The following is a 22724-nucleotide window of genomic DNA, read 5'->3' on the forward strand; positions in this document are numbered from 1 at the left end:
CCCGGGGGGGGCGCGCGGGGCCCGCGCCCGCCCCGCGGGGGGGGGGCCCGGGGCCCCCCCCCCCCCCCGCCGGGGGGGGGGGGGGGGGCCCGCCCCCCCCCGCGCCTCCCGTCCGTCATCGGTGCGGTCTGATCCGCGGAAGCGACAGGATGAGCCCGATCAACCGCGGCGGCCTGTCGCCTTCGCGGTGCTGGCCTCGGGCTCCGGGGTCGGTGCGACCGGGCGTGCGGGGACCAGCTTGAGGCCGACCACGCAACCGACGATGCCGGCGATGAACAGCAGGCGCAGGAACGTGACGGGCTCGGCGCCGGTCGCCATGCCCCACAGGACGGTGAGGGCCGCGCCGGTGCCCGTCCACACCGCGTAGGCGGTGCTGATCGGGATGTGCTTCAGGACGTACCCGAACGCGGCCAGGCTCACGACGATGGTGACCGCGAAGAGGGCCGTCGGCCCGGGGATGGTGAAGCCGTCACTCGCGCCGAGGGCCGTGGCCCACACGGTCTCGAGCGCGGCGCTGACGAACAGGACGAGCCACGCCACCTCAGCTCACCACCTTGAGGCCGACCACGCAGGCGACCAGGCCCAGGACGAGCGCGACGCGGGCGACGGACGCGGCCTCCTGACGGCGGAGGATCGCCACCACGACCGTGAGCGACGCCCCGATGCCGACCCACACGGCATAGGCCGTGCCGACCGGGATCGCCTTCATGGCGAACGCGAGTCCCACCATGCTGAGCACCATGCCGGCGACGAACACGGTCGTCGGCACCACCTTCTTGAACCCGTTCGACGCGCTCAGGGCGGTGGCCCACACCGCCTCGAGCACGCCGGACAGGACGAGCACGACCCATGCCATGACGGTCTCCTTCCCTCGTCGCGAGTCGCACGACTGTGCGACTCTTGCCGGCCCGAAGCTAGCATGAGTCGCACGAGCGTGCGAGTATGGCGTGGTGACCACCCGAGAGGACCTGGAGCAGCGGCGTCTCGACGTCTCGGATGCCGCGTGCCGGGTCCTCGCGCGGGACGGACTCGGTGCCCTGAGCGTCCGCGGGGTCGCAGCCGAGGCCGGCCTGCCACCGAGCACCGTGCGCTACGTCTTCCCGACCCAGGCCGCGATGCGCGAGCACACCATCACCCTCGTGTTCGACCGGACCCGGGAGCGGATCGACGCGATCCCCGCGGGGCTGCCCGACGGCGAGACCGCGCGGCGGGTGCTGCTCGAGCTGCTGCCGCTCGACGACGAACGGGTGGTCGAGCTCGACGTGTACCTGGCGCTCGGCAACGCCGCCCTCACCGACGCCGCACTCCGGCCGGCCCTGGACCGGGTGGTCGCCGAGATGCGCGCGTGGTGCGACCGGATCGTCGCCCTCGTCGGGGTGCCCGAGGACCACCGGGTCGACGAGGCGTGCCGGCTCCACGCACTCGTCGACGGTCTGGCGGTCCACGTCACCCGCCTCGCGCCGGGGGAGTCCGGCGAATGGGCGATCGACCTGCTCGACCGCCACCTGGCAGGACTCCCCACCGCCTGACACCCGTCCCGCGCGGCTCGGAGGGAGCGGGCACGCTCCTCGCCTATCCTGTCCCGGTGACGAGCGCTCCCACTCGCCCCGCCCCCACCCGCACGCTCACCGGCCCCGGCCTGGTGCTCGGTGCCGTCGTGGTGCTCCTCGGCGTGCGCGTGGTGTCGCCGACCGTGGGGACGGCCGGGCTCCCAGACGTCGTGCAGGACTTCCTGACGCTCGCGATCAGCGTCGTGGTCGAGTCGCTGCCGTTCGTCGTGCTCGGCATCGTGCTCTCCATCGTCGTCGAGGTCTGGGTGCCGGCCGGCGCGCTCGAGCGGATCCTGCCCGAGCGACCGATGCCCCGGCGTGCCGTGATCTCGCTCATCGGCATGCTCTTCCCGGTGTGCGAGTGCGGGAACGTGCCGCTCGCCCGCGGGCTCATGATGCGTGGGTTCACCCCGGCCGAGGCCGTCACCTTCCTGGTCGCCGCGCCGATCCTCAACCCGCTCGTGATCATCAGCACCGCGCAGGCGTTCGGGTGGTCCGGGTGGATCCTCGTCGTCCGCATCGTCGGCGGCTTCGTCCTCGCGAACCTGGTCGGGTGGATCGTCGCCGCACACCGCCGCCCGACCGAGCTGCTCCTGCCCGCGTTCGAGGCCCGGTGCCGTGCCGCCGTCGGGGCACCGCGCAACCGCAACCGCTGGCGTGAGAGCGCGTCGCAGTTCGGCGGCGAGACCGCGACGATGATGCCCGCGCTCTTCGTCGGCGCCGGGCTCGCGGCCGCGATCCAGGTCGCGGTGCCCCGGTCGACGCTCGTGGCGGTGGGCGCGAACCCGGTGCTGTCGGTCGCCGCGATGATGCTCCTGGCGATGACGATCTCCCTCTGCTCGAACGTCGACGCCTTCTTCGCGCTGTCGTTCGCCTCGACGTTCCTGCCGGGGTCGATCACGGCGTTCCTGCTCATCGGGCCGATCATCGACGTCAAGATGATCGCCCTGCTCCGGACCACGTTCCGCGCGCGCTTCCTGGTGCTGCTCGCCGTGGTCTGCGTCCTGTTCACCGCGGCGGTCGGGTTGGTGATGAATGTCCTCGTCTGAGAAGGCTCCCGCGTACCTCGGGCTCGGGTCGGTGCTCGCGGTGGCGCTGTGCACGCTGTGGCTCGCCCTGGTCGGACACCTCGACCTGTACATCAACCCGCGGTACGACCTGTTCACGATCGTCCTGGCCGCGGTCGCGGTGCCGGCCTCGGTGGCAGGACTCGTCGCGGTGGCGCGCGGGCACGGGCACGCCCACGCCGACGAGCACGACCAGGCGCACGCCGCCGACGACCACGCGCACGCCACCCACGCCGGCGGGCGCGACCGCTCGCGCACACCCGACGACGAGACCGCCTACGAGCACGGCTCCGACGCAGCCCGGGCCGTCCGACGCCGCGCCCCGGGAGCCGCCCGGATCACCCGCGGCGTCCTCGGCGGCATCGCGGCAGCGGCCACCGTCGGCGTCACGGTCGCCATGCTCGTGCTCCCGCCGACCACGCTCTCCGCCCGCACCGCCCAGCAGCGGAGCGTGGACACCCCGACCCTGTCGAACGCCACCGGCAGCCAGGACGTCGCCCTGCTCGGCAGCGAGGGCGTGGACACCTCGGAGTACGGCGTGAAGGACTGGGCGGCGCTCATCCGCCAGACCACGGACACGACCGCGCTGGTCGGCAAGCCGGTCGAGCTCTCCGGCTTCGTGGTGCCCGGCTCGGACGGCTCCTTCACGCTCACCCGCTTCGTGATCAGCTGCTGTGCGGTCGACGCCCAGCCGGTCGGCCTCGGCGTGGTCGTCGACGGTCCCGTGCCCGACGCCGACCAGTGGGTCCGCGTCACGGGGAAGCTCGCCGCGAACCCGGACCAGTCCGCCGACGCACGGATCGTCATCCGCGCCGCGACCGTCCGCGACATCGACCAGCCGACGGACCCGTACGAGTACTGATGCCCGCCACGCCTGCACCCACGACCGCGCCCACGGATCCCCGGGGCTCCGGCCCGCTCCGCCGCCGCCCGCGCGACCGCTTCCGCCGCCGCCTGGTGGCCTCGATCACCGTGTTCGTGCTCGTCGGTGCCGTGGCCGCGGTGGTCGGCTCGCAGCAGGGACCCCGACTGCGGGACGTCACGTACGACGCGTCCGGGCTCGTGTCCCGGCCGGCGCAGCGCGTGATCCTGACGGCGAACCAGGCCCTGCAGCGGGTCCCGGCCGACGCCGTGACGGTGCGCCCGTCCGCCCCGCACACGGTCACGTCCAGCGGCAACACGATCGCTGTGGAGTTCGCCGGGCCGCTCGCCTACGACCGCACCTACGAGATCGCCGTCCGGGACGTCCGCGCCCCGGGGCAGCCCGCCACCTCGGAGCTCCGCACGACGATCACGACGGGCAGCACCGACGTGCTCGCCCTCGTGCCCGGGGTGTCCGGGGCCAAGGACCGGATCGTCCGGCGCTCCCTCGACGCCGGCGGCGCCACCACCGTCTTCGAGGCCACCGGCATCACCGAGTACGCGCGCCTCGGTCGCTCGCTCGTCGTCGTCCGCGGTGCCGACGGCCGGTCGACGGTCGAGATCGTGCCCCTCGCCGGCGGCGTGCAGGACGACCGCACCCCGGTCGAGCGCCTGACCCTGCCGAGTGCTGCCGGACGGGTCACCGCGCTGCACGTCGCCGACGACGGCGCGTCCTTCGGCTTCGAGTACGCCGACACCTCCACCGGCCAGTCGCGGAACGTCGGGCTGTACGTGGTCGACATGACCGGCACGCACCTGCCGACGGCGATCGCGGCCGACGGGAAGCCGACCACCGGTGCCGAGCCGTTGACCGTCGCGCAGTGGGCCTACGTGCCGCGCACCGAGAGCGCCCTGGTGCGCACCGGCTCCGACGACCTGGTGCTCGTCGACATGAGCGGGCGGAACGACCCCGTGCGGCTCGGCAGCGCCACCTACCTGCACGGCTTCGTCGGCAGCGGCACCACGGCGGTCGTCGAGACCGGGACCGGGATCGTCCGCCTCGACCTGACCGACGGGCAGCGCGAGGACCTGCCGGCGCCGGAGGGCAGCACCGACGCGCCCTACCTCGGCCGGATCGCCCCGCTGACCGACGACACGTACGTGCGTGTGGTGGGCGTCGTGCGGACCGACGGCACCCTCGCCCAGTCGATGGTGCGCGTCGACGCGAGCCGCGCCTCCCGGCTGCCCGTCACCGTACCGGAGGACGCGAGCGTCACGGCGGTGTGCCCGTCGCCGAACAGCCAGTTCCTCGCCGTGACCACGCGGTCGGCCTCGGGGGACCTGGTGAGCGTCGTGGACGCGGCCTCCGGCGCGCTCGAGGCGAGCGTGCAGGCGTCGTCGGTCGACTGGTGCGGCGCGCTGCCGTCCGGCGACGAGATCGGCTGACCGCAGGGCGACCGACGGCCGGCGCGGCCCAGGGCCATCGGCCCGCCGTCACCAGGCCGCGGGTCAGCGGCGCAGCGTCTGCTTCGGGTACTCGCCGAACCGGCGCAGGTACTCGCCGGAGAACCGTCCCATGTGGGTGAAGCCCCACCGTGCCGCGATCCCCGCGACGGCCACTGAACCAGGTTCCGCACGGAGCAGGTCGTCGTGTGCCCGCCGCAGCCGCACCTCGCGCAGGTACTGCATGGGCGTCCGGTCGAGCGTCCGCTGGAACGACTCCTGCAGGCCCCGCACGCTCAGACCGGCGGCGCAGGCGATGTCGGACACGGTCAACGGCTCGTGCGCCCGCGAGTGGATGGTCTCGACGGCAGATCGCACCCGCGCGTTGCGGTGCTCACCCCAGCCGACGGGTGCCGGCTCGCCGTGGAACCGGTAGAGGTCGAGGAGCGCCCGGGCGACCTCGCGCTGGGACTCGTGCCACGCGAGTGATCCGGCCCCCTCGTCGCGGAGTGCCCGGACGGAGGAGCCCACCGACGTGCGCCACCGCTCGACGGCCGCCGCCGTGGGCGGGGTGAAGCGGTCGAAGGCGAGCGTGCCGTCGACCAGGAAGCGCTCGGCAGCGACGTCGAGGACGAGCTCGCGGTCCAGGTGCACGAGCCGTTGGTCCCAGTCGCGGTACTCCATGTCGAAGCGCTGTTCGATCGGGAAGAGCACGGGGACGCCGGGCTGCATGCGGATCGCGTTGCGTCCGGTGTCGACGGTCGCCGTGCCGGAGTCGATCCACTGCACGACGACCTCGCCCTCGACGGCGACGTCGCCGCGCAGGGCGCCGTGCATCTGCGACCGGCGGATGCTCATCCGCTCGTCGCCGACGGCCACGTAGCGGTACCAGAAGTCGTCGTCGACGTGTGCCGAGTGCCAGGCCTTGCCGGCGTACATGCCGGCGAGGTCGGCGATCGCGCCGTCGGTGTCACTGCCGGACACCGACACCAGGGAGCGGAGTCCCTCGTTCGTCGTGTCGTCCATCGATCAAGCCTCTCTCCTCGTGCTGAGGACGCGGGCGCGCCGCGTGACGCGGACGACGCGGTCGCGTTCTGCGGACAGGACAGCGCAGGGCAGGACAGGCCGCGGCCGCGACGGGGGACGGACGGGAGGCGCGGTGCCAGCTGGCACCGCGCCTCCCGTCCGACGGTCAGGCCGTCAGGCCGTCAGGCGCTCAGGCCAGCGTCGCCGTGTCGATCACGAAGCGGTAGCGGACGTCCGACGACAGGACGCGCTCGTACGCCTCGTTGATCTGGTCGGCGCTGATGAGCTCGGTCTCCGGCAGGATCCCGTGCTCGGCGCAGAAGTCGAGCATCTCCTGCGTCTCGGCGATGCCGCCGATCGCGGAGCCCGCCCAGCTCAGACGGCGGGGGATGAGGGCGAACGCCGGGACCTCGAGGGGCTCGGCCGGTGCACCGACGTTGACGAGCGTGCCGTCGACCTTGAGCAGGCCGAGGTAGGCCTTCATGTCCAGCTTGGCCGAGACGGTGTTGATGATGAGCTCGAACGACTGCGCGAGCTCCTCGAACGTCGCCGGGTCCTTCGTCGCGAAGTGGGCCTTCGCGCCGTAGCGGAGCGAGTCCTCCTGCTTGCTGGTCGTCTGCGACAGGACGGTGACCTCGGCGCCGAGCGCGACCGCGATCTTCACCGCCATGTGGCCGAGGCCGCCCATCCCGACGACGGCGACCTTCGAGCCGGGGCCGACCTTCCAGTGGTGCAGCGGCGAGTACGTGGTGATGCCGGCGCAGAGCAGCGGTGCCACCTTCTCGATGTCGAGCGACTCGGGGACGCGGAGCACGAAGTCCTCGTTCACGACGACGGCCTCGGAGTACCCGCCCTGCGTGATCGAGCCGTCGGCGGGGTCGACGCTGGCGTAGGTGCCGATGTTGCCCTTCAGGCAGTACTGCTCCTGCCCGGCGACACACTGCTCGCACTCGCCGCAGGAGTTCACCATGCAGCCGACACCGACCCGGTCGCCGACCTGGTGCTTCGTGACGTCCGAGCCGACGGCCGAGACGTGGCCGACGATCTCGTGACCGACGACCTGGGGGTACTGGATCGGGCCCCACTCACCGCGGACGGTGTGGATGTCCGAGTGGCAGATGCCGGCGTAGGCGATGTCGATCTCGACGTCGTTCGGGCCGAGGTCACGGCGGGTGATGGTGGTCTTGACGAGCGGCTCGGTGGCCGACGGTGCCGCGTACGCGTTGACGGTGCGCATTGGTCTCCTCGTGGGGGTGCTTCTCGGGCCGGGTGCGACCCGCTCCCCAGTGTGGTCCGGTGCCCTGGGGACAGGGAGGTTGCACCGGGGTACCCCTCGCGGGCCCGGCGGGCGTGTCGGAGCCATCCGGCTGTCCCGAGGAGCGGGCGGTTGTCCCGCAGCTCCATCCATTCAGCCTGGAGTGGGGGGCGATGAATCGCCCGTTGAGGACTTCATCGAGTCGTCCTGGGCTGCCCAGTAAGGCACGTAGGACTTCGCCCGATGGCCGACGGTTCCGTCGTAGAGAGAGATCTGTTCTGCATCGATGGCATCGCTGATCAGACGTGAGACTTGAGAACTGTTGCTCGCGCTGATCCCGAATCGCGCCCTCAGCGACGCATTTGTGAGCCGTTCGTAGGACGCCCAACGGAGGCATGCGTGGAAGTACACTGCCCGCACCTTGTCCTCTCGCTGCATCGCCGTCAGCTTCCGCGGTCCGTAGATGATCACTCGGGTCGCGTGCTCGACCACTTCGACCTTGGGAGACGGCAGACCGGCGCGCTCGGTCTCGCTCGCGATCTTGTCCCAGCCAGTGCCGTTCTCTTCGCAGAGGTTCATCCGTCGCATCATGCCGGCGAGTTTGCCGTTCCGGGACACAGCGGGCAGGTTGATCAGCCGATCAATTGGAAGCAGGGGCGGTCCTGCGTTGGTGACCTCGACGCGGTCAGAGAAGACCTCGATGAGTGGACCGTTTCCAGTTTCGGTGAAGCTCTGGTGAACGAGGGCGTTCCCGATGACCTCACGGAGGAGGAGGTCCGTGAAGACTTCTTCCGTCCGGCGCTCACCGTCTACGTAGATCTCGCGAGCGGGGAGGATGGCCTTCACCCATGCAAGAAGACCAGTGAAGCCCAGTGCATAACCCTTCGCACCATCCTGCCTCCTGACCGTCTCCATTCGGTCGGTCCCGGCGTACTGGACTACACGAACAGCCCGTCGTTCCAGGGTTGGGAACTGCCTGAGATCCCTGGCGAAGAGAAGCGCCCCCAGATTTGTGACAGTCCAGCGACCCGAATCCTCCGGGCGTACAACGCCCAGTCGATCGAAGACCATCAAGAGCTCGTTCTGCCGCTCCGGAGCCGGGGTTCTGGATCTGCGGAAGAAGACAGGAAGGTCCAGGAGGTCTGTCAGTTGCTCCGCGAGCACGCCCTCCCGGGCCACGCCCGTCTCGAACGACTCGCCGTGCAGCACCGCCCACAGGCGTGCTTCCGCAGTCTGCCAATCTGACAGCTTCGTGAGGTTCGATCCGATCCTGACCCAGGCCACGTGCTCGAACTCGACGGGACGATCCCTGGCAGCGTCGACCGACAGGAGGACGACGTGCTGTCCCTCCAGCTCGGTCTGCTCGAAGGAGAAATCAACGCGATCGCGAAGCTTCAAACGCAGCCAGAACTCGAGTTCCTGCCCTCGCACCTGTGCTCGGTCCGGGTTGAAGGTCGTCCCGACAAGGTCCTGACTCTCATCTTCGATACCCCAGACGAGGTAGCCGCGGCTCGTGTTCGCGAGTGCGGCCGTGTTCGCAAGGGCCGAGATGTACCGACCGATACGTTCGGGGTCGGCGTTGTTGTGCTTGAACTCGATCCACTCCGTCTCACGGCCGCCAGCGCGCAGTGCCTCCACGAGCTCGCGGAGCTCGTCATCTGAGTACCTCTGGACCATCCGCCCCTCATCTCACTCGCTCGCGATCAAGCGCGAGTCAAACAATAAGGGGCTGTCGACGCCTGTCGTGGCGCGGATCCCGCGTCTGTGGAGAGTTGCCAGTCAAACAACTGCAGCCGCGCGTCCGGGCGCTCAGCCGACGAGGCGCGCCAACCGCTGCCCGGCGATCGTCGCGAAGCGCAGCGGGTCGCGGAGCGCGTCGTCCGGCTCCCCGGTCGTCTGCGTCGCGAGCACCTCGAGCGAGGCCGCCGCGTCGAAGTCGTCCAGCCGCGCCTCGATCGCACCCGCGACCAGCACCACACGAGCCGCCGGCGCGTGCTCGGTCGCGAGCGCCCGGACGACCGACGGCACCTTGCCCGCGGCGCTCTGCTCGTCGAAGCGTCCCTCACCGGTGACCACGACGTCGGCGCCGTCGAGCAGGACGGGCAGTCCGAGCACGTCCGCGACCGCCCGCGCTCCCGGTGCGAGCGTCGCACCCCAGGCGAGCAGCCCGAACCCGACGCCGCCCGCGGCACCCGCACCCGGTGTCGCGGGGTCGACCTCGGGCAGGCTCCGAGCCCACCCGGACAGTCGTTCCTCGATCGCCGGCGCGGTGTCCGGTGTGATGCCCTTCTGCGGTCCGAACACCGCGACCGCTCCGGCCGGTCCGAGCAGCGGCGACGTGACGTCGGACAGGACCACCACTCCGCCCGTGGGCAGGGGCCGGAGTCCCGAGCGGTCGACCGCGCCGGAGGCGTCGACGGTCAGCCCGAGCGCCTCGAGCACCGGTCGGCCGCCGTCGGTCGAGGCGCTGCCCCCGATGCCCAGCACGAGCCCGGTCGCCCCGGCGTCGAGCGCCGCGGCGATGGCCTCTCCGAAGCCACGGCTCGTCGCGGTCTCCGGGCGCAGGTCCCCGCCGAGGAGCGGCAGTCCGCTCGTCGCCGCGAGCTCCACCACGGCCCGGCCGTCGGGCAGGCGCAGCCAGTGGGTGTCGACGGGCGCGCCGTCCGGCCCGGTCACCGTCACGGGCTCGTGTACCGCCGTCGGGTACGCCGTGGCGAACGCGTCGAGGGTCCCCTCGCCGCCGTCGGCCATCGGCACGGTGACGACGTCGTCCTCCGGCCGTTCGTCGAGCCACCCGGCCCGGACCGCCCGCGCGGTGTCGGCCGCGGTCGCGGTGCCCTTCAGGGAGTCGGGAGCGATGACGACGCGCACCGGACCACCGTAGCGGGACGGTGCACGCTCAGAGGGCGAAGCGCGGGAGCGGCTCGCCTCCGGTCGCCAGGTCGGCGAGGAGTTCCCCGAGCAGCGGCGCGAACTTGAACCCGTGCCCGGAGGACCCGGTCGCGACGGTGAGCGGCCCCCGCCGGTCGATGACGAAGTCCTCGTCCGGGGTGGTGTCGTACAGACAGCTGATGAAGGTCGGTCGGGTCGCGTCGACGCCCGGCACGTAGCGCGCGACGTACGCCTGCAGCCGCTCGGCCTCCGCGGGCACGGGCCGCTTGTCACGGGCGTCGGGGTCGACGACCGGTCCGGTGCCGTGGAACCCGACCTTGACCCCCTCGCCCGGCGTCAGCAGTCCGTAGACGTCGTCGCCGTCGGCCCAGTGCACGAACGACGGCCAGGCCTCGTCCGGCAGGTGGCTGGGGAAGTGGGCGGGCTGCTCCTGGGTGACGCGGACGGCCGGGAGGACCGCCCCGCGCCCGGCGAGCACGTCGCCCACCAGCGTGGGGGCCCAGGACCCCGCAGCGGCCACCACGCTCGCGGTCCGGACCGCCGTGCCGTCGCCGAACGTCACGGTGACGGCGTCCCCGTGGTCCGCGATCGCCGAGACCCGGCTGCCGAACCGGAGCTCGGCGAGCCCCGTGCGCTCCGCCAGCGTCAGGAAGAGCTCGATCGCCTCGGCCGAACGGATGCGCCCGGCGGTGGCGTGCGTCAGGACGTGTCCCTCGAACGCGATGCCGGGCCAGCGCGCAGCGGCGTCGTCCGGGGTCAGGGTCTCGTGGGGGATCCCCGCGTCCGCCAGCGCCGCGGCGATCGCGTCGACCACCTCGGGCCGGCCGTGGTCGACGGCGCCGGTCCGGTCGAGCAGCGTCGTGCCCGTCGATGCCTCGAGGGCGTCCCAGAGCGCGAGTGCCCGGGTCGTCAGTGCGACGTACTCCGGGTCGCTGTAGCCCTGCCGGAAGATCCGGGTCGAGCCGTGCGACGACCCCTCGAGGTGCCCGCGGCCGTGCTGCTCCACGAGCAGGACGCGCTCGCCGCGGGCGGTCAGTGCCCAGGCAGCGGCAGCACCCACGACGCCGCCGCCGATCACCACGTGCCCGTCGAACCGGTGCTCGCCCGGCTGTGTCCCGTCCATCACGGCAGCGTAGTGCGGCGTGGTCACCGCCCGGCGCTCAGCCGACCGGCACCGTCTCGCGTCGCTTCTGCCGCCAGGGCGTCGCCGGTGCGTCCTCCCCGTTCCAGACCTGGACGATGCCCCACGCGGCGGCGATCAGCGGCACCGCGAGCAGCGCACCGGTCACCCCGCCGAGCACGGTGCCCGCGGTCAGGCCGACCAGGATGACGAGCCCGTGCAGGCGCAGTGTCTTCCCCATCAGGACGGGCTGCAGGAAGTTGCCCTCGATCTGGTTCACGAGCACGACGATCGCGACGACGACGACCGCCTTCACCGGTCCGAGCGCGACGAGGGTCACGAGCGCGGCCAGGGTGCCGGCGATCGGCGCGCCGATCATCGGGATGAACGACGTCACGAAGGCCACCACGGCCAGGGGGATGGTCAGCGGGACGCCGAGGACCGCGAGTCCGGTGCCGATCGCGACCGCGTCGAAGGCTGCCACCGCGGCCGTCCCGCGCACGTAGCCGCCGAGCGTCGTGACGACGCGGTCCCCGATCCGACGAGCGCGGTCGTACTGCTCGCCGGTGAAGGGGCGGAGCAGGAACTCCCAGAGCGCCGGTCCGTCCTTGAGGAAGAAGAACAGGATGACCGCCATCAGTACGGCGCCGGTGACGACGTTCGTCACCGCGGAGATGCCGGCGATCGCACCCGCCCCGAAGCGCGCGCTCGTCACGAAGTCGACGATGCCGGACACCGCGTCCTCGATCTGCCCGTCGGTCACCCGGATGGGCAGCTCGTGCAGCAGGTCCTGCACCTGTTGGAGCCCGTCGACCGCCGAGGCCTGCAGCGTCGGCCACTGCCCGGCGAACGCGGCGACGAGCAGCCACAAGACGCCGGCGAGCACCGCGAGGACACCCACGAACGCGATCGTCGTGGCGAGCACCGAGGGCACGCCGTGCCGACGCAGCCATGCCACGACGGGGTGGAGCGCCGAGGCGATGATGAGCGCGAGCAGCACGGGGATCGTGACGAGGCTCAGGGTCGTCGCAGCGGTGACGATCCCGCCGATCACCACGACGATGACGACGGTCTGCAGGCACCGCACCGCGAGCCGGCCGTACGGGTCGGTCCAGGTGCTCGGTCGGACGGTGGGCGCGGGGGAGCGGCGCAGGTGCATGGCGGGGTCTTCCGGGTCGGATCGGCACGGCCGTGACCCCGTCGGCAGACCAGGGGGAGGAAGTGGAGCGAGTGACGGGAATCGAACCCGCGCTACCAGCTTGGGAAGCTGGAGTTCTACCATTGAACTACACTCGCGCATCCCGACCAGCGGGACGCAGCAAGCCTAGCGGATTCTCCGCTGGGTGCCAGCCGAGTCCGCGCCGCACGCCGCGTGGCGGCGGTGATCCGTGCCTCCCGGCCGTCGCCGTGTCTCCCCTGTGAGGTCCGTGCGCCGACGGACAGCCCGTGCGGCCGTGTGTACCGTCCAGGGGGTTCCGTCGCCCCTACCCGGAGGAGGACCCGGATGGTCAGGCATCCCCTCATCGACGACGTGGTCGGCACCGCCATCGTGGTCCGCTCCGCATCGCCGATCGTGTGGCTGACGGAGTCGCTCGCCTCGCTGCTGGGTCGTGCGTCCGAGTCCGGACGCACGGTCGTGCTCCGCACCGACCGGGAGGCCTCGGTCACCCCCGCCCTGCGGCACGCCCTGGGCGTGCACCACGCTGCGTGGGCCGTGGACGGGCCCGACGGCAGCCTGCGGGACGGCCGCACCGGCGTCGCCGCCTCGGGGATCGAGGACTTCGCCCGCCGCGGGCCGGAGCTCACGGGTCCGCCGTCGCCGGACCACCGCGCGCCCGCGGACTCCGTGCGCCAGATCAGCATCGACCTGACCCTCCGCCACCACGCCGACCGCGCCGTGGACATCGGTGCCGCGATCGAGGCCCTGTGCGAGACCGTCGGCACCTGCCCGACGCACTGGGGCACCAGTGAGCCGCTCACCATGCCGTGGGACCGCTGGGTCGTCACGCAGTACGCCAAGCACGAGGCTCCGGACGTCTCGACCTCGTACGCGCACGGCGAGGGGTTCTCGGCGACGATGACCGCGCACCTGCTCGACGGCGTCGTCGTCGAGACGATGTCGGCGGTGCTCACCATCCCCGAGGACGGCACCGACCCGACGCTCGCGTCGCGGCTGCTCGACGCCGTGCACCGCGTCGCCGACCAGGTCGAGCCGGTGTTCGGCGTCGTGATGGAGCGCCGCGGGGACGCCGACCACCTCGTGCGCGCGGTCGCACACGAGGAGCCCACCCCGCTGGCCGTGGTCGTCGGGCCGGAGGCAGCGGAGTTCCTCGACCGCGACGGCGTGTGGCCACCGGCACGCACGACGACGTCGGGCTTCGGCGGGGGCGGACTGGTCGTGCGGTTCGACGACGGGTGGGAGGCACTCGAGGCCTTCCTCGACCGGATCGACGAGGACCGCTTCCTGCAGCTCGTCGGCGGCGCCCCGCTCGACCCCGCGCACGACGAGGGCGCGCTCGACGGCCACGACCGCGGGTCGCACGTCACGTCCGGACGGAGCACGGGCGGTCAGGGTGCCGCGTGACGTGACGCTGCTCTGCCGCGGACCGGTCGAGACCCGGGACGTCGCGGAGGCACTGCTGCTGCACGACGAGACGTGGGGTGTCCGCGCCCTCGACGACGGACCGGTGCTGCAGGTCTGTCAGGACGCGACGCACCCGGTGATCACGGTGCTCGGTGTCCGACGGATCGACTCGATCGGCGAGGTCGCACGGATCCTGCCGGATGCCCCGACACTGTCCACACCGCTCTGGTGGGTGGACACGGTGACGCCGTTCGGGCCCGAGGGCGAGGCGGGCGTGACCGCTGCGCTCGAGGCGTCGATGGAGCTCGACGCCGTCTGTATCGTCCACGGGGACTGAGCCTCCCTCGGGACAGCGCCCATCGGACAGCTGTTCCGCCCCCAGTACGGGGGTATCGGGCGCCGTGACGGCGTCGTGCGACCGGGCGAGCCCTACGGTGTGAGGACCCGACGTCGACGAGCTGGGCTGCTGCTCCTGGTCGACACCCTCCTCACTGAACAGGGCTCCCTTGGCTCAACGACCTCAGGGGCGCGCCGTCGCGCGCGTCCGCAGCATCCTCACCGGCCTCGTCGTGACCGGTCTCGCCGGTCTCGCGTTCGTCGGCGCCGACGTCTCCGCGGCCGGCGCGGCGGTCCCGACGCAGACCACCTTCGCCGACCAGACCTTCCGCGGCGCCGACGCCGGGGACGGCTGGGTCCTCCCGGCGACACCGGCAGCGAGCGGCAACTCCGCCTGCCTCACCGGTGGCGACGGGAGCGGTTCCGTCCCGGCCTGCACCGTCGGGTCCGACGAGCCCGGCTCCGGCGCCCTGCGGCTCACCACCCAGGGCCAGGCGCAGATCGGCGCGGTCGGCGCGAAGCAGGCCGTCCCCACCGACAAGGGCCTCGACGCGACGTTCACGACGTACCAGTACGACGGCAGCGGCGCGGACGGGATGGTCTTCTACCTCGCGGCGACCGACCCGTACGACCCGGCCGTCCCCGCGAAGACCGGGTACACGGGCGGTGCGCTCGGCTACGCCGCGTACCCGGCCGGCGGCGTCCAGGGGCTGCAGCACGCGTACCTCGGCGTCGGTCTCGACACCTACGGCGGGTTCGCGGGCAACTACACCGGCTGCGTCGGTGACCAGAGCCGCGGTGGCGCGGACAACTCGGTCACCGTGCGCGGCGCGGGCGACGGCTTCTCCGGCTACTGCGTGCAGTCCGTCACCCCCGCCGACGGCTCGCTCCGCGGATCGGCGTTCGGCGACCGCAGCGAGGTCGCCGTGCCCGTCGAGGTCGTCGTCAACCCGACCGCATCGGCACTGACGGCGCGGCGGGCCCCGACCGTCTCGGTGCCGGCCGGCCAGTACGCCGTGGTCTTCACGAGCCTCGGCGCCGATCAGCAGGTGGTCTTCGGTGACCTGCCGAAGCTCGACCCGACAAGCAACGTCGCCGGCGTCGACCCGTCGTGGATCGACCCGGCGACCGGCTACCCCTACAAGCTCACCTACGGCTTCACCGCCGGTACGGGCGGCGCGACCGACGTGCACGAGGTCACCGACCTGGTCGCGACGACCGCCGCCGGTGCGGTCCCGGTCCTGACCGCTCGGACGGGAGGCACGACCGACGTCGCGCACGCCGGCTCCGGCACCGTCACGGTCACCCCGACCGTCTCCGCCGACGGTGGCACCGAGACGCGCGCCGTACGCACCACGACGACCTTCCCGAACGGTGTCACCCCGTCCGTGGACGGCGCCTCCGGTGACGGCTGGACCTGCTCCGCCGCCGGCCAGGTCGTCACGTGCGAGCAGGCCGCGGCCGACCGCACACCGGGCACCGACCTGCCGACGCTCACGATCCCGTTCACCGTGACCGGCACGGCGCGCACCGCGACGGTGTCGACGGTCGTCTCGTCGATCGACGCCGAGGCGATCACGGTCACCCGTGACGTCACGGTCGCCCCGCAGTCCACCACGGTCGCCGTCGACGACACCACCGTGTCCGTCGGCGAGGACGCGACGCTCCGCGCGACGGTCGCCTCGTCCGAGACCACCGACCCCAGCGTGCCGACCGGCACCGTCCGGTTCACCGACACCCCGACCGGCGCCGAGCTCTGCACCGCCGAGCTCACCGACGGGACGGCGACGTGCACGCTCGCCGCTCCCGAGGTCGGGCAGACGAGTGTCAGCGCGACGTACCTCGGTGACGCCGACCACGTCGTCGCCGAGGGCACCGGCACGCTCGTCGTGTCGAAGCTCCCGAGCGCCGTCACCGCGTCGCCGAACTCGACCGAGCCCGTCACGGTCGGCGACCCGGTCACTCTGTTCGTCGACGGCCTCGGCGACGAGGACGGCCAGCCGACACCCACCGGGACGGTCGCGTTCCGCGAGGGCGACGAGGTCCTGTGCACCGTGACGCTCCCGGACGCGAGCTGCGACGTCACGACGCTCGCCGCCGGCCGACACCGGATCGTCGCGGTCTACTCCGGCGACGCCGTGTACGCCGGGTCGACGTCGGACGCGTTCGACGTGACGGTGCAGGACGCCGTCGTCGTGCCGGTCCCGACCTCGGGCCCCACGGCGGCCGCACCCGCACCGACGTCCGCGCCGACCACACCGGCGCCCAGCTCGACCCCGGCTGCTGCGGCTGCGGCTCCCGCTGGACTGGCGTTCACCGGCTCGACCATCGCGCTCTGGACGGGCATCGCGCTCGCCCTGGCGCTGCTGGTGGCCGGGTTCGTGCTCCTGATGGTCCGTCGGACCCGGGCTGCCCGGGGGTAGTCGGGGAGTTCCCGGAACGAGGGAGCGCACCGTGCGGATCGCACGGTGCGCTCACTCGTTCCCGGCCGTCGGGCAGGCGCCCGCACCGACCTGCGGTCTCAGTCGCGCTTGCCCATCGCCGCGAGCCGCTCGTTGTACGCCTTGAGGTCGGCGTCGCCGTCGCGGTCGGCCTTGCGGTCGAGGCGCTTGGCGTCGCGCTTGTCCGTCCGGACCCAGTTGCGCACGACGAGCAGCGCGACGAACACCATCGGCAGTTCGGACGCGCCCCAGGCGATGCCGCCGCCGGTGTGCTGGTCGGCGAGCAGGGCGCGGTCGTCGGTCTGGCCGAGGGCGTGGAACCAGTCGACCGCGAAGACGGACTGCGACGTCATCACGGCGACGCCGAAGAAGGCATGGAACGCCAGCGTGGCCAGCAGCGCGATGATGAGGATCGGGTACTGCGGGCGCTTCGGCCCCGGGTCCACGCCGATGAACACCCAGAAGAACAGGTAGCCGCTCAGGACGAAGTGCACGACCATCACGACGTGCCACTCGTGCGACTGCATGGCGTACTGGAACGCGGGCGTGAAGTAGAACACCACGAGCGACCCGGCGAAGATGACCCCGGCGACGGCGGGCTTCGCGAGGAACTGCATCCACCGCGAGTGCGTGAAGAGCATGAGCCACTCGCGGGCGCCACGGGAGCCGTCGTTCCGCACCGGCAGCGTGCGCAGGGCGAGCAGCACCGGGCCGCCGAGGACGAGCGGCAACGGCACGAACATCATGAGCAGCATGTGCTGGAGCATGTGCGACGAGAAGTGCACCATGCCGTACACCGCCGGTCCGGCCGAGGTGGTCCAGATGAACAGCGCACAGCCGAGCAGCCAGGCGATGGTGCGGCCGACGGGCCACGAGTCGCCGCGCTGCTCGAGCTTGCGCACCGACAGCAGGTACCAGCCGGCACCGACGACGGCGACGGCGAGGTAGACCCAGTCGATGTGCCACTGCGTCAGGTAGGTCTGCACGGTCTGCGCCGGCGGGTACGCGAAGCCGAGCAGCCCGGACCGGGTGTCCTGCCCGGTCTCCGGCGTCTGCGGGATCGGCGGCTGCGACCGGGACACGGCGACCGAGACGCCGATCGCCACCGCCATGAAGACGATCTCGGCCAGGGCGAACCGGACGAAGAGCTTCCGGTCGAGCGGCGCGCGGAGGAGCCCGGGGACGAGCTTCCGGCGCTGGGCGACCCCGGCGAGCCCGAGCAGCACGAGGATGACGGCCTTGACCGTGATGAGCCAGCCGTAGGTCGTCGTGACGAGGTCGGCCGGTCCGGTCAGGCGGAGCGAGGCGTTGACGATGCCCGAGAAGGCGACCGCGGCGAAGGCCCAGCCCGCGAGCGTCGAGTAGCGGGCGACGACCCGTCCGGTGGCGCCCTTCGTCCGGGTCCGCAGGAGCAGCACGGCGACGAGCCCGCCGGCCCAGACGCACACGGCGACCAGGTGCACGGCGAGCGAGTTCACGGCGTTCGCGTGCTCGAGCGACCCGGCGGCGTGCCCGGACAGCGCGAGCGGCAGCAGCGCGAAGAGCCCGGCGACCGTGGCGACCGCGAGCGTGGTGACCCGGGTGGCGAACGCGGCGACGAGCGTCGCGACCAGGATCGCCGCGGCGGAGACGACGAGCGACTGGCCGATCTCGACCTGGAACGCGAAGAGCAGGAAGTTGCGGGCGAACACCGGGCTGGTGAGTGGGACGCCGAGGGTGTTCGCGCCGGTCAGGACGATGCCGACGACGGCTGCCAGGAACCACACGGCTCCGGCCGCCGCCCCCCAGCGTGCGGCGCGGTGCTGCACGCTCGACATCGCGCCGTGGTCCGCCTTCTTGGCGGGCAGCGCGAACGCAGCGACGATGAGCAGGCCGATCGTCAGGGCCGCGGTGGTGTCGTGCACCACGCGCGCGACCGGCAGGCCGTACTCGACCAGGTCGCCGGCGGAGACGAGCTGCTGCGACGCGGTGAAGGCGCCGGTCACGGTCATGCCGAGCACGGCGCACGCCACGGCGAGCGGGACGGCGACGACCAGGACCGTCGCGACGGTGGTGGAGCGCGCGGAGGTGGGGGCGGGGTCGGGTGCCGTGTCCCCGGGCTGCGTGGCGGCTGACGTGACGGTCATGACCGTCCAATGGTAGGTCGCCCGCCTGACACCGCGGTCCCAGTCCGGTGCCGCCCCGCCCCGGGGGTCGCGGGGCCGATGCCCGTCAGTCGCGGTGCTCCCAGATCCCCTCGCTGCCGACTCCGACGAACCCGACCGCCTCGTTCACGTCGAGCATCGGCCGGTTCTCCTCCGCGTTGAAGGTGACGATCGCCGGCCGGCCCGGGAAGTCCCGCTCGACCGTCTCGATCCCGACCACCTTGAGCAGCCAGCCCAGCCGGTGCCCGCGGTGTTCGCGGAGCACGAGCGTGTCCCACTGCATCACCGCGCGCGACGGATCGATCGGCACCTTGAGCTGGCTGAAACCGGCCAGGGTGGTGCTCTCGACGTGCTCGACGGCGATCGTGAGCATGGTGTGCGGGCCGGCTGCGAGCTGTTGCTCGGACTCGCGGACGCGGTCGGCCGTCCACACGTCCTCGGGCTCCTGCATGTCGCCCTCGGGGGCGTCGGTGCTCATCCGGGTGTGGAGCAGGGCGAGGTCGTCGAGCCATCGCTCAGGGGTCGCGCCGGTCCACGTGTGCACCCGGTACCCCGCTCCCGCCGCCGTCGCGGCGCGGTCGTGCAACTCGCGCACGACCGACGCATCGGCGGGGAGCCCGAGCCGACTGATCCGGTTGACCTGCCCGAAGCGCCAGCCGCGGTCGGCCAGGAACCGCACCGCCGCCTCGTCCTCGGGGACGGCCCCGGAGCCCGTCGGCGCCTGGCGGTACCCGGGGCCCTCGGCGGGACCGACCTGCCGCGAGACGGCGTACGTCTTCCACTGCGTGCGTCCCTCGGCCCGGGCGAGCTGCTCGAGGTGGTCGGCCAACAGGGTCCCGATGCCGCGCCGCTGCCGGTCGGGGTGGACGCCCACCGACAGCCAGCAGTTCGTCGTGCCCGGCTCCGTCTTCGAGTCGTACGCGCCGGCGGCCACGACCTCGCCGGTGTCGTCGCGCACGACGAACAGGCGGCTCGGTGACCCGGGCTCGTGACACATCGGCAGGTACTCGGCCGGGGTCCACGGCAGTTCGGGCAGCCCGTGCACGGCGACCTCGGCCGCGTCGGACACCGCGAGCCAGTCGCAGAACGCCCGCACCAGCTCCGGGTCGTCGTCCATCGTCGCCGGCACGACGAGCTCCTCGACGACGGACTGCCCGTCGATGGTGGCGGTGCGGTCGGTCATCGGTGCCCCCTGTGGTCGGCCGGTGGGACGGCCGTCGTCCACCGCCCGGCAGGGCAGCCTCGCAGCATATCGGTGGCCGCACCCTGCCGCTAGGCTTCTGCGCGTGCTGCTCTCCGACCGCGACATCACCGCCCAGCTCGCCGAGGGGCGGATCGGCCTCGACCCGTACGACCCCTCGCTCGTCCAGCCGTCGAGCATCGACGTCCGGCTCGACAAGTACTTCCGGCTGTTCGACAACCACAAGTACCCGCACATCGATCCCGCAGAGGACCAGCCCGAGCTCACCCGCCTGGTCGAGACCGACCCGGACGAGGCGTTCGTGCTGCACCCGGGGGAGTTCGTCCTCGGGTCGACGTTCGAGGTCGTGACGCTGCCGGACGACATCGCCGCCCGGCTCGAGGGCAAGAGCTCGCTCGGGCGCCTCGGCCTCCTCACGCACTCGACCGCGGGCTTCATCGACCCGGGCTTCTCGGGCCACGTCACGCTCGAGCTGTCGAACGTCGCGACGCTGCCGATCAAGCTCTGGCCGGGGATGAAGATCGGGCAGCTCTGCTTCTTCCAGCTGTCGAGCCCGGCGGAGAAGCCCTACGGCTCCGCCGAGTACCAGTCCCGCTACCAGGGCCAGCGCGGTCCGACCCCGTCGCGCTCGGCGCTGAACTTCCACCGCGCGGACGTCTCGCAGCGCGACTGACGGCGGGCGCGGCCGAGCGCGGGCAGGTGGGTGGCTGCTCCGTACCGGTGATGTACCACCAGACTGCAAAATGTCGCACTCTGTGTATCGTTGCGGCATGGCCGAAGCACCGACCCGTGCGCCGCAGCCGGTTGTGGCGTCCGAGATCATCCGTGACGCCCGGCTGCGCGCCGGTCTGACGCAGGTCCAGCTCGCGGCCCGCGCCGGGGTCACGCAGAGCGTGATCAGCACCTACGAGAACGGTCGGCGCGAACCCTCGCTCGCGGCGCTGCAGCGCCTCGTCCGCGCGGCGGGGTTCGAGGCGTCGGTCGACCTGCTGCCGATGGACGCGCCGCTGCCGCTGTTCGACCGGGTGACGGCCGTCCGCCAGGCCCTGGTCGCCGCGGTGGAACGCAACGGCGGCGCTGCACCACGCGTCCTGTGCACCACCGGGTCGCGACGGCGACGCGAGTCCGTCGGACTGCTCGTGGACCTCGAGCGGGGCGCCGGCATCTTCACGCTCATGCGGATCCAGGACGAGGCGGAGCGGCTGCTCGGCGTCGACGTCGAGGTACTCGACGCCGCGTGTGCCGGCCCGGAGAAGCACCACGCAGCGGTCCCGCTGTGACCGGTACAGGCGTCGGCGCGGACGTGGACGAGCGGCTCGAGGAGGTCGTCCGAGCCTGCGAGGCGATCGAGCGATACGTCGAGGGCGCGGACCCGTCGGACGTCGTGCTCGACGCGGTCCGGATGCGGTTGATCGAGATCGGGGCGGTCGTCGCGGCGCTGCCCGACGTCCTCACCGCCTCCGAGCCGGAGATCCCGTGGGCGCGGCTCGCCGGAGTGGGGGACCGGTTGACCGGGCGATGCCGGGCGGTGACCCCGTCGGTGCTGCTGGGGACGGCACGCGTCGACGTCCCGCGGCTGCGGGAGGCGGCCGAGCGCCTCCGCGCGTCCGGCGCGTCCTCCGGCAACGTCGGCGGGGTCGCGGACCCGGCAGGCTGACGGACGGGAGGCGCGTGGCGGCCGCACCCCGTGCCTCCCGTCCGGCTCGCTCACCGTCGTGCGGAACGCCGGCGTCTCGCGCCTGCCCCGGGACGCGGGAAGGCCCCGTCTCGCCGGAGCGAGACGGGGCCTTCCTGGTGCTGTGGTGCTGCTGCGGAGGGGATCAGCCCTTCTTGGCGAGCTCCTCGAGGGTGTCGTTGCCCTTGTAGGCCTCGACCGCGTTCTCCTTGGTGACCAGGACCGGGGTCAGCTCGACGGCCGGTACGATCTTCTTGCCGATGTCGTTGTTCTTGTCCTCGGTGGTCTTCGGGGTCTTGCCGTCGGCCAGGTCGGAGACCAGGTCGATCGCGGCCTGCGCCTCTTCGGTGGTGTTCTTGTAGATGGTCGAGTACTGCTCGCCCTGCATGATCAGCGGGATCGAAGCGGTCTCGGAGTCCTGACCGGTGACGACCGGGTTCGGCTTGCAGGCGGCCTTGGTGGCCGTCAGGATCGCGCGGGCCAGGGTGTCGTTCGGCGAGAGGACACCGTCGAGGTCGGTGTTCGTGTACGACTTCGTCAGGATGTCGGTCATGCGCGACTGGGCGTTCTGCGCGAGCCAGCCCTGCGTGTTGGTGTCCGAGAAGCTGGTGCGACCCGAGACGACCTTGAGGGTGCCGTCGTCGATCTTCGGCTGGAGCACGTCCATTCCCGAAAATGCGGCGACCCCCGCCAGAAGGGCGAGGGTCACCGCGATCGAGCTTCAGATCCGCATCAGCTTCCGAAGATGCCCGGCGCGCCGCCCGCTCCGGTCACGCTCGGCACCCAACGGTGCTCGGACTTGAAGACAGGGTAGCCAGGATTTGCCTGCTTCACCGTCAACACGTAGTTGTCGCTGCTCTTCCACTTCGTGGGGTACGTCTTCCCCCCGGTCACCGTGTAGAACTGCCGGACTTCGACCCGGAGTGCCCCCCGGCAGTTGACGGCGTTCGTGTCTGCGCCGCCGTTCGTGGACGAGTGCCCGACGGCGGAGCCGCCGGGGCACGTCTGAGCACTCGTCCCGACGGCTTGCGCCGGGATGGCACCCACCGTCAAGATGGCCCCCGTCGCTACGGCAACGGCCGCGAGCTTGATCAGCAACTTCATGTCGATCCCCTTTGATCTTTCGATG

22 protein-coding genes and 1 tRNA gene are annotated in these 22724 nt (G+C 72.2%); 10 read left to right on the forward strand and 13 right to left on the reverse strand.

Translation table 11 applies throughout. From position 1 onward, the window contains the following. Positions 1-159 precede the first annotated feature (159 nt). A complete protein-coding gene (locus tag ABIC52_RS14650) occupies positions 160-540 on the reverse strand; it encodes a DMT family transporter (protein WP_126892288.1) in 381 nt (126 codons plus the stop codon). Position 541: 1 nt separating this feature from the next. After that, positions 542-856 (reverse strand): DMT family transporter, encoded by a 315-nt coding sequence (locus tag ABIC52_RS14655; protein ID WP_126892287.1) that lies wholly within the window; start codon positions 854-856, stop codon positions 542-544. Between the two features lie 94 nt (positions 857-950). Between ABIC52_RS14655 and ABIC52_RS14660 the strand changes: the two genes are divergently transcribed. The 4 genes from ABIC52_RS14660 to ABIC52_RS14675 are packed head-to-tail and all read left to right on the forward strand — an operon-like array spanning position 951 to position 4924. Then, entirely contained in the window at positions 951-1529 is a 579-nt protein-coding gene (locus ABIC52_RS14660) for a TetR/AcrR family transcriptional regulator (RefSeq protein ID WP_238638231.1), read from the forward strand. Between the two features lie 56 nt (positions 1530-1585). Beyond that, positions 1586-2599, forward strand: a complete 1014-nt coding sequence (locus ABIC52_RS14665) for a permease (protein WP_238638230.1) — start codon at positions 1586-1588, stop codon at positions 2597-2599. After that, positions 2586-3479 carry a TIGR03943 family putative permease subunit gene (locus ABIC52_RS14670; RefSeq protein ID WP_209824560.1) on the forward strand — a complete coding sequence of 298 codons (894 nt, stop codon included), beginning with the start codon at positions 2586-2588 and terminating at the stop codon, positions 3477-3479. Before ABIC52_RS14665 ends, ABIC52_RS14670 begins: the two co-directional genes overlap by 14 nt. After that, complete coding sequence (locus ABIC52_RS14675; protein ID WP_354027665.1) at positions 3479-4924, forward strand: hypothetical protein; 1446 nt, start codon at positions 3479-3481, stop codon at positions 4922-4924. The genes ABIC52_RS14670 and ABIC52_RS14675 overlap by 1 nt, the downstream gene beginning before the upstream one ends. A gap of 63 nt (positions 4925-4987) precedes the next feature. Here the strand turns inward: ABIC52_RS14675 and ABIC52_RS14680 are convergent, their stop codons facing one another. From ABIC52_RS14680 to ABIC52_RS14710, 7 genes are all read right to left on the reverse strand, one after another. Next, on the reverse strand, positions 4988-5947 hold the full coding sequence (locus tag ABIC52_RS14680) for a helix-turn-helix transcriptional regulator (RefSeq protein ID WP_354027666.1): 960 nt from the start codon (positions 5945-5947) through the stop codon (positions 4988-4990). Between the two features lie 190 nt (positions 5948-6137). After that, complete coding sequence (locus tag ABIC52_RS14685; protein ID WP_250366650.1) at positions 6138-7184, reverse strand: NAD(P)-dependent alcohol dehydrogenase; 1047 nt, start codon at positions 7182-7184, stop codon at positions 6138-6140. A 171-nt stretch (positions 7185-7355) separates the two neighbouring features. Next, positions 7356-8879, reverse strand: coding sequence for an RNA/DNA-binding domain-containing protein (locus ABIC52_RS14690; RefSeq protein WP_354027667.1), 1524 nt, complete (start codon positions 8877-8879; stop codon positions 7356-7358). Between the two features lie 132 nt (positions 8880-9011). Then, positions 9012-10073, reverse strand: a complete 1062-nt coding sequence (locus tag ABIC52_RS14695; RefSeq protein ID WP_209676309.1) for a glycerate kinase — start codon at positions 10071-10073, stop codon at positions 9012-9014. 28 nt (positions 10074-10101) lie between these two features. After that, a complete protein-coding gene (locus ABIC52_RS14700) occupies positions 10102-11217 on the reverse strand; it encodes an FAD-dependent oxidoreductase (protein WP_354027668.1) in 1116 nt (371 codons plus the stop codon). Positions 11218-11254: 37 nt separating this feature from the next. After that, positions 11255-12373 (reverse strand): AI-2E family transporter, encoded by a 1119-nt coding sequence (locus ABIC52_RS14705; RefSeq protein WP_209824573.1) that lies wholly within the window; start codon positions 12371-12373, stop codon positions 11255-11257. A gap of 63 nt (positions 12374-12436) precedes the next feature. Continuing rightward, a tRNA-Gly gene (locus tag ABIC52_RS14710) sits at positions 12437-12510 on the reverse strand. Between the two features lie 208 nt (positions 12511-12718). Between ABIC52_RS14710 and ABIC52_RS14715 the strand changes: the two genes are divergently transcribed. The 3 genes from ABIC52_RS14715 (at position 12719) to ABIC52_RS14725 (ending at position 16557) form a co-directional block, all read left to right on the forward strand. After that, on the forward strand, positions 12719-13798 hold the full coding sequence (locus ABIC52_RS14715) for a DUF6177 family protein (protein ID WP_354027669.1): 1080 nt from the start codon (positions 12719-12721) through the stop codon (positions 13796-13798). Position 13799: 1 nt separating this feature from the next. Continuing rightward, on the forward strand, positions 13800-14135 hold the full coding sequence (locus ABIC52_RS14720) for a hypothetical protein (protein WP_354027670.1): 336 nt from the start codon (positions 13800-13802) through the stop codon (positions 14133-14135). A gap of 169 nt (positions 14136-14304) precedes the next feature. Continuing rightward, positions 14305-16557: an Ig-like domain repeat protein gene (locus ABIC52_RS14725; protein ID WP_354027671.1), complete on the forward strand. Its 2253-nt coding sequence runs from the start codon at positions 14305-14307 to the stop codon at positions 16555-16557. 98 nt (positions 16558-16655) lie between these two features. On the opposite strand, the gene ABIC52_RS14730 is transcribed toward ABIC52_RS14725, so the two are convergent. Together ABIC52_RS14730 and ABIC52_RS14735 are read right to left on the reverse strand one after the other, a co-directional pair. Further along, positions 16656-18701, reverse strand: coding sequence for a bifunctional copper resistance protein CopD/cytochrome c oxidase assembly protein (locus ABIC52_RS14730; RefSeq protein ID WP_354027672.1), 2046 nt, complete (start codon positions 18699-18701; stop codon positions 16656-16658). A gap of 85 nt (positions 18702-18786) precedes the next feature. After that, positions 18787-19902, reverse strand: coding sequence for a GNAT family N-acetyltransferase (locus ABIC52_RS14735; protein WP_354027673.1), 1116 nt, complete (start codon positions 19900-19902; stop codon positions 18787-18789). 103 nt (positions 19903-20005) lie between these two features. On the opposite strand from ABIC52_RS14735, the gene dcd reads away from it, so the two are divergent. The 3 genes from dcd to ABIC52_RS14750 all read left to right on the forward strand — a co-directional run bounded on the left by dcd (position 20006) and on the right by ABIC52_RS14750 (position 21577). After that, complete coding sequence (gene dcd / locus ABIC52_RS14740; RefSeq protein WP_111226833.1) at positions 20006-20593, forward strand: dCTP deaminase; 588 nt, start codon at positions 20006-20008, stop codon at positions 20591-20593. A gap of 97 nt (positions 20594-20690) precedes the next feature. After that, the gene (locus tag ABIC52_RS14745; protein WP_209824586.1) at positions 20691-21200 is read left to right on the forward strand and encodes an XRE family transcriptional regulator; all 510 of its coding nucleotides are present in this window, start codon (positions 20691-20693) and stop codon (positions 21198-21200) included. Further along, entirely contained in the window at positions 21197-21577 is a 381-nt protein-coding gene (locus ABIC52_RS14750; protein WP_354027674.1) for a HepT-like ribonuclease domain-containing protein, read from the forward strand. The genes ABIC52_RS14745 and ABIC52_RS14750 overlap by 4 nt, the downstream gene beginning before the upstream one ends. Positions 21578-21740: 163 nt before the next feature. Here the strand turns inward: ABIC52_RS14750 and ABIC52_RS14755 are convergent, their stop codons facing one another. Together ABIC52_RS14755 and ABIC52_RS14760 are read right to left on the reverse strand one after the other, a co-directional pair. Further along, positions 21741-22256 (reverse strand): substrate-binding domain-containing protein, encoded by a 516-nt coding sequence (locus ABIC52_RS14755; protein WP_354027675.1) that lies wholly within the window; start codon positions 22254-22256, stop codon positions 21741-21743. A 71-nt stretch (positions 22257-22327) separates the two neighbouring features. Further along, positions 22328-22699 (reverse strand): hypothetical protein, encoded by a 372-nt coding sequence (locus ABIC52_RS14760; protein WP_354027676.1) that lies wholly within the window; start codon positions 22697-22699, stop codon positions 22328-22330. Positions 22700-22724: the final 25 nt, after the last annotated feature.

The organism is Curtobacterium oceanosedimentum, from assembly GCF_040545555.1.
GTDB lineage: Bacteria > Actinomycetota > Actinomycetes > Actinomycetales > Microbacteriaceae > Curtobacterium.

Coding starts and splice junctions, on each gene's coding strand:
- ABIC52_RS14685 (WP_250366650.1), bottom strand. CDS start 7,184: ATGCGCACCGTCAACGCGTACGCGGCACCGTCGGCCACCGAGCCGCTC.
- ABIC52_RS14760 (WP_354027676.1), bottom strand. CDS start 22,699: ATGAAGTTGCTGATCAAGCTCGCGGCCGTTGCCGTAGCGACGGGGGCC.
- ABIC52_RS14715 (WP_354027669.1), top strand. CDS start 12,719: ATGGTCAGGCATCCCCTCATCGACGACGTGGTCGGCACCGCCATCGTG.
- ABIC52_RS14700 (WP_354027668.1), bottom strand. CDS start 11,217: ATGGACGGGACACAGCCGGGCGAGCACCGGTTCGACGGGCACGTGGTG.
- ABIC52_RS14655 (WP_126892287.1), bottom strand. CDS start 856: ATGGCATGGGTCGTGCTCGTCCTGTCCGGCGTGCTCGAGGCGGTGTGG.
- ABIC52_RS14690 (WP_354027667.1), bottom strand. CDS start 8,879: ATGGTCCAGAGGTACTCAGATGACGAGCTCCGCGAGCTCGTGGAGGCA.
- ABIC52_RS14675 (WP_354027665.1), top strand. CDS start 3,479: ATGCCCGCCACGCCTGCACCCACGACCGCGCCCACGGATCCCCGGGGC.
- ABIC52_RS14745 (WP_209824586.1), top strand. CDS start 20,691: ATGGCCGAAGCACCGACCCGTGCGCCGCAGCCGGTTGTGGCGTCCGAG.
- ABIC52_RS14735 (WP_354027673.1), bottom strand. CDS start 19,902: ATGACCGACCGCACCGCCACCATCGACGGGCAGTCCGTCGTCGAGGAG.
- ABIC52_RS14730 (WP_354027672.1), bottom strand. CDS start 18,701: ATGACCGTCACGTCAGCCGCCACGCAGCCCGGGGACACGGCACCCGAC.
- ABIC52_RS14705 (WP_209824573.1), bottom strand. CDS start 12,373: ATGCACCTGCGCCGCTCCCCCGCGCCCACCGTCCGACCGAGCACCTGG.
- ABIC52_RS14680 (WP_354027666.1), bottom strand. CDS start 5,947: ATGGACGACACGACGAACGAGGGACTCCGCTCCCTGGTGTCGGTGTCC.
- ABIC52_RS14670 (WP_209824560.1), top strand. CDS start 2,586: ATGTCCTCGTCTGAGAAGGCTCCCGCGTACCTCGGGCTCGGGTCGGTG.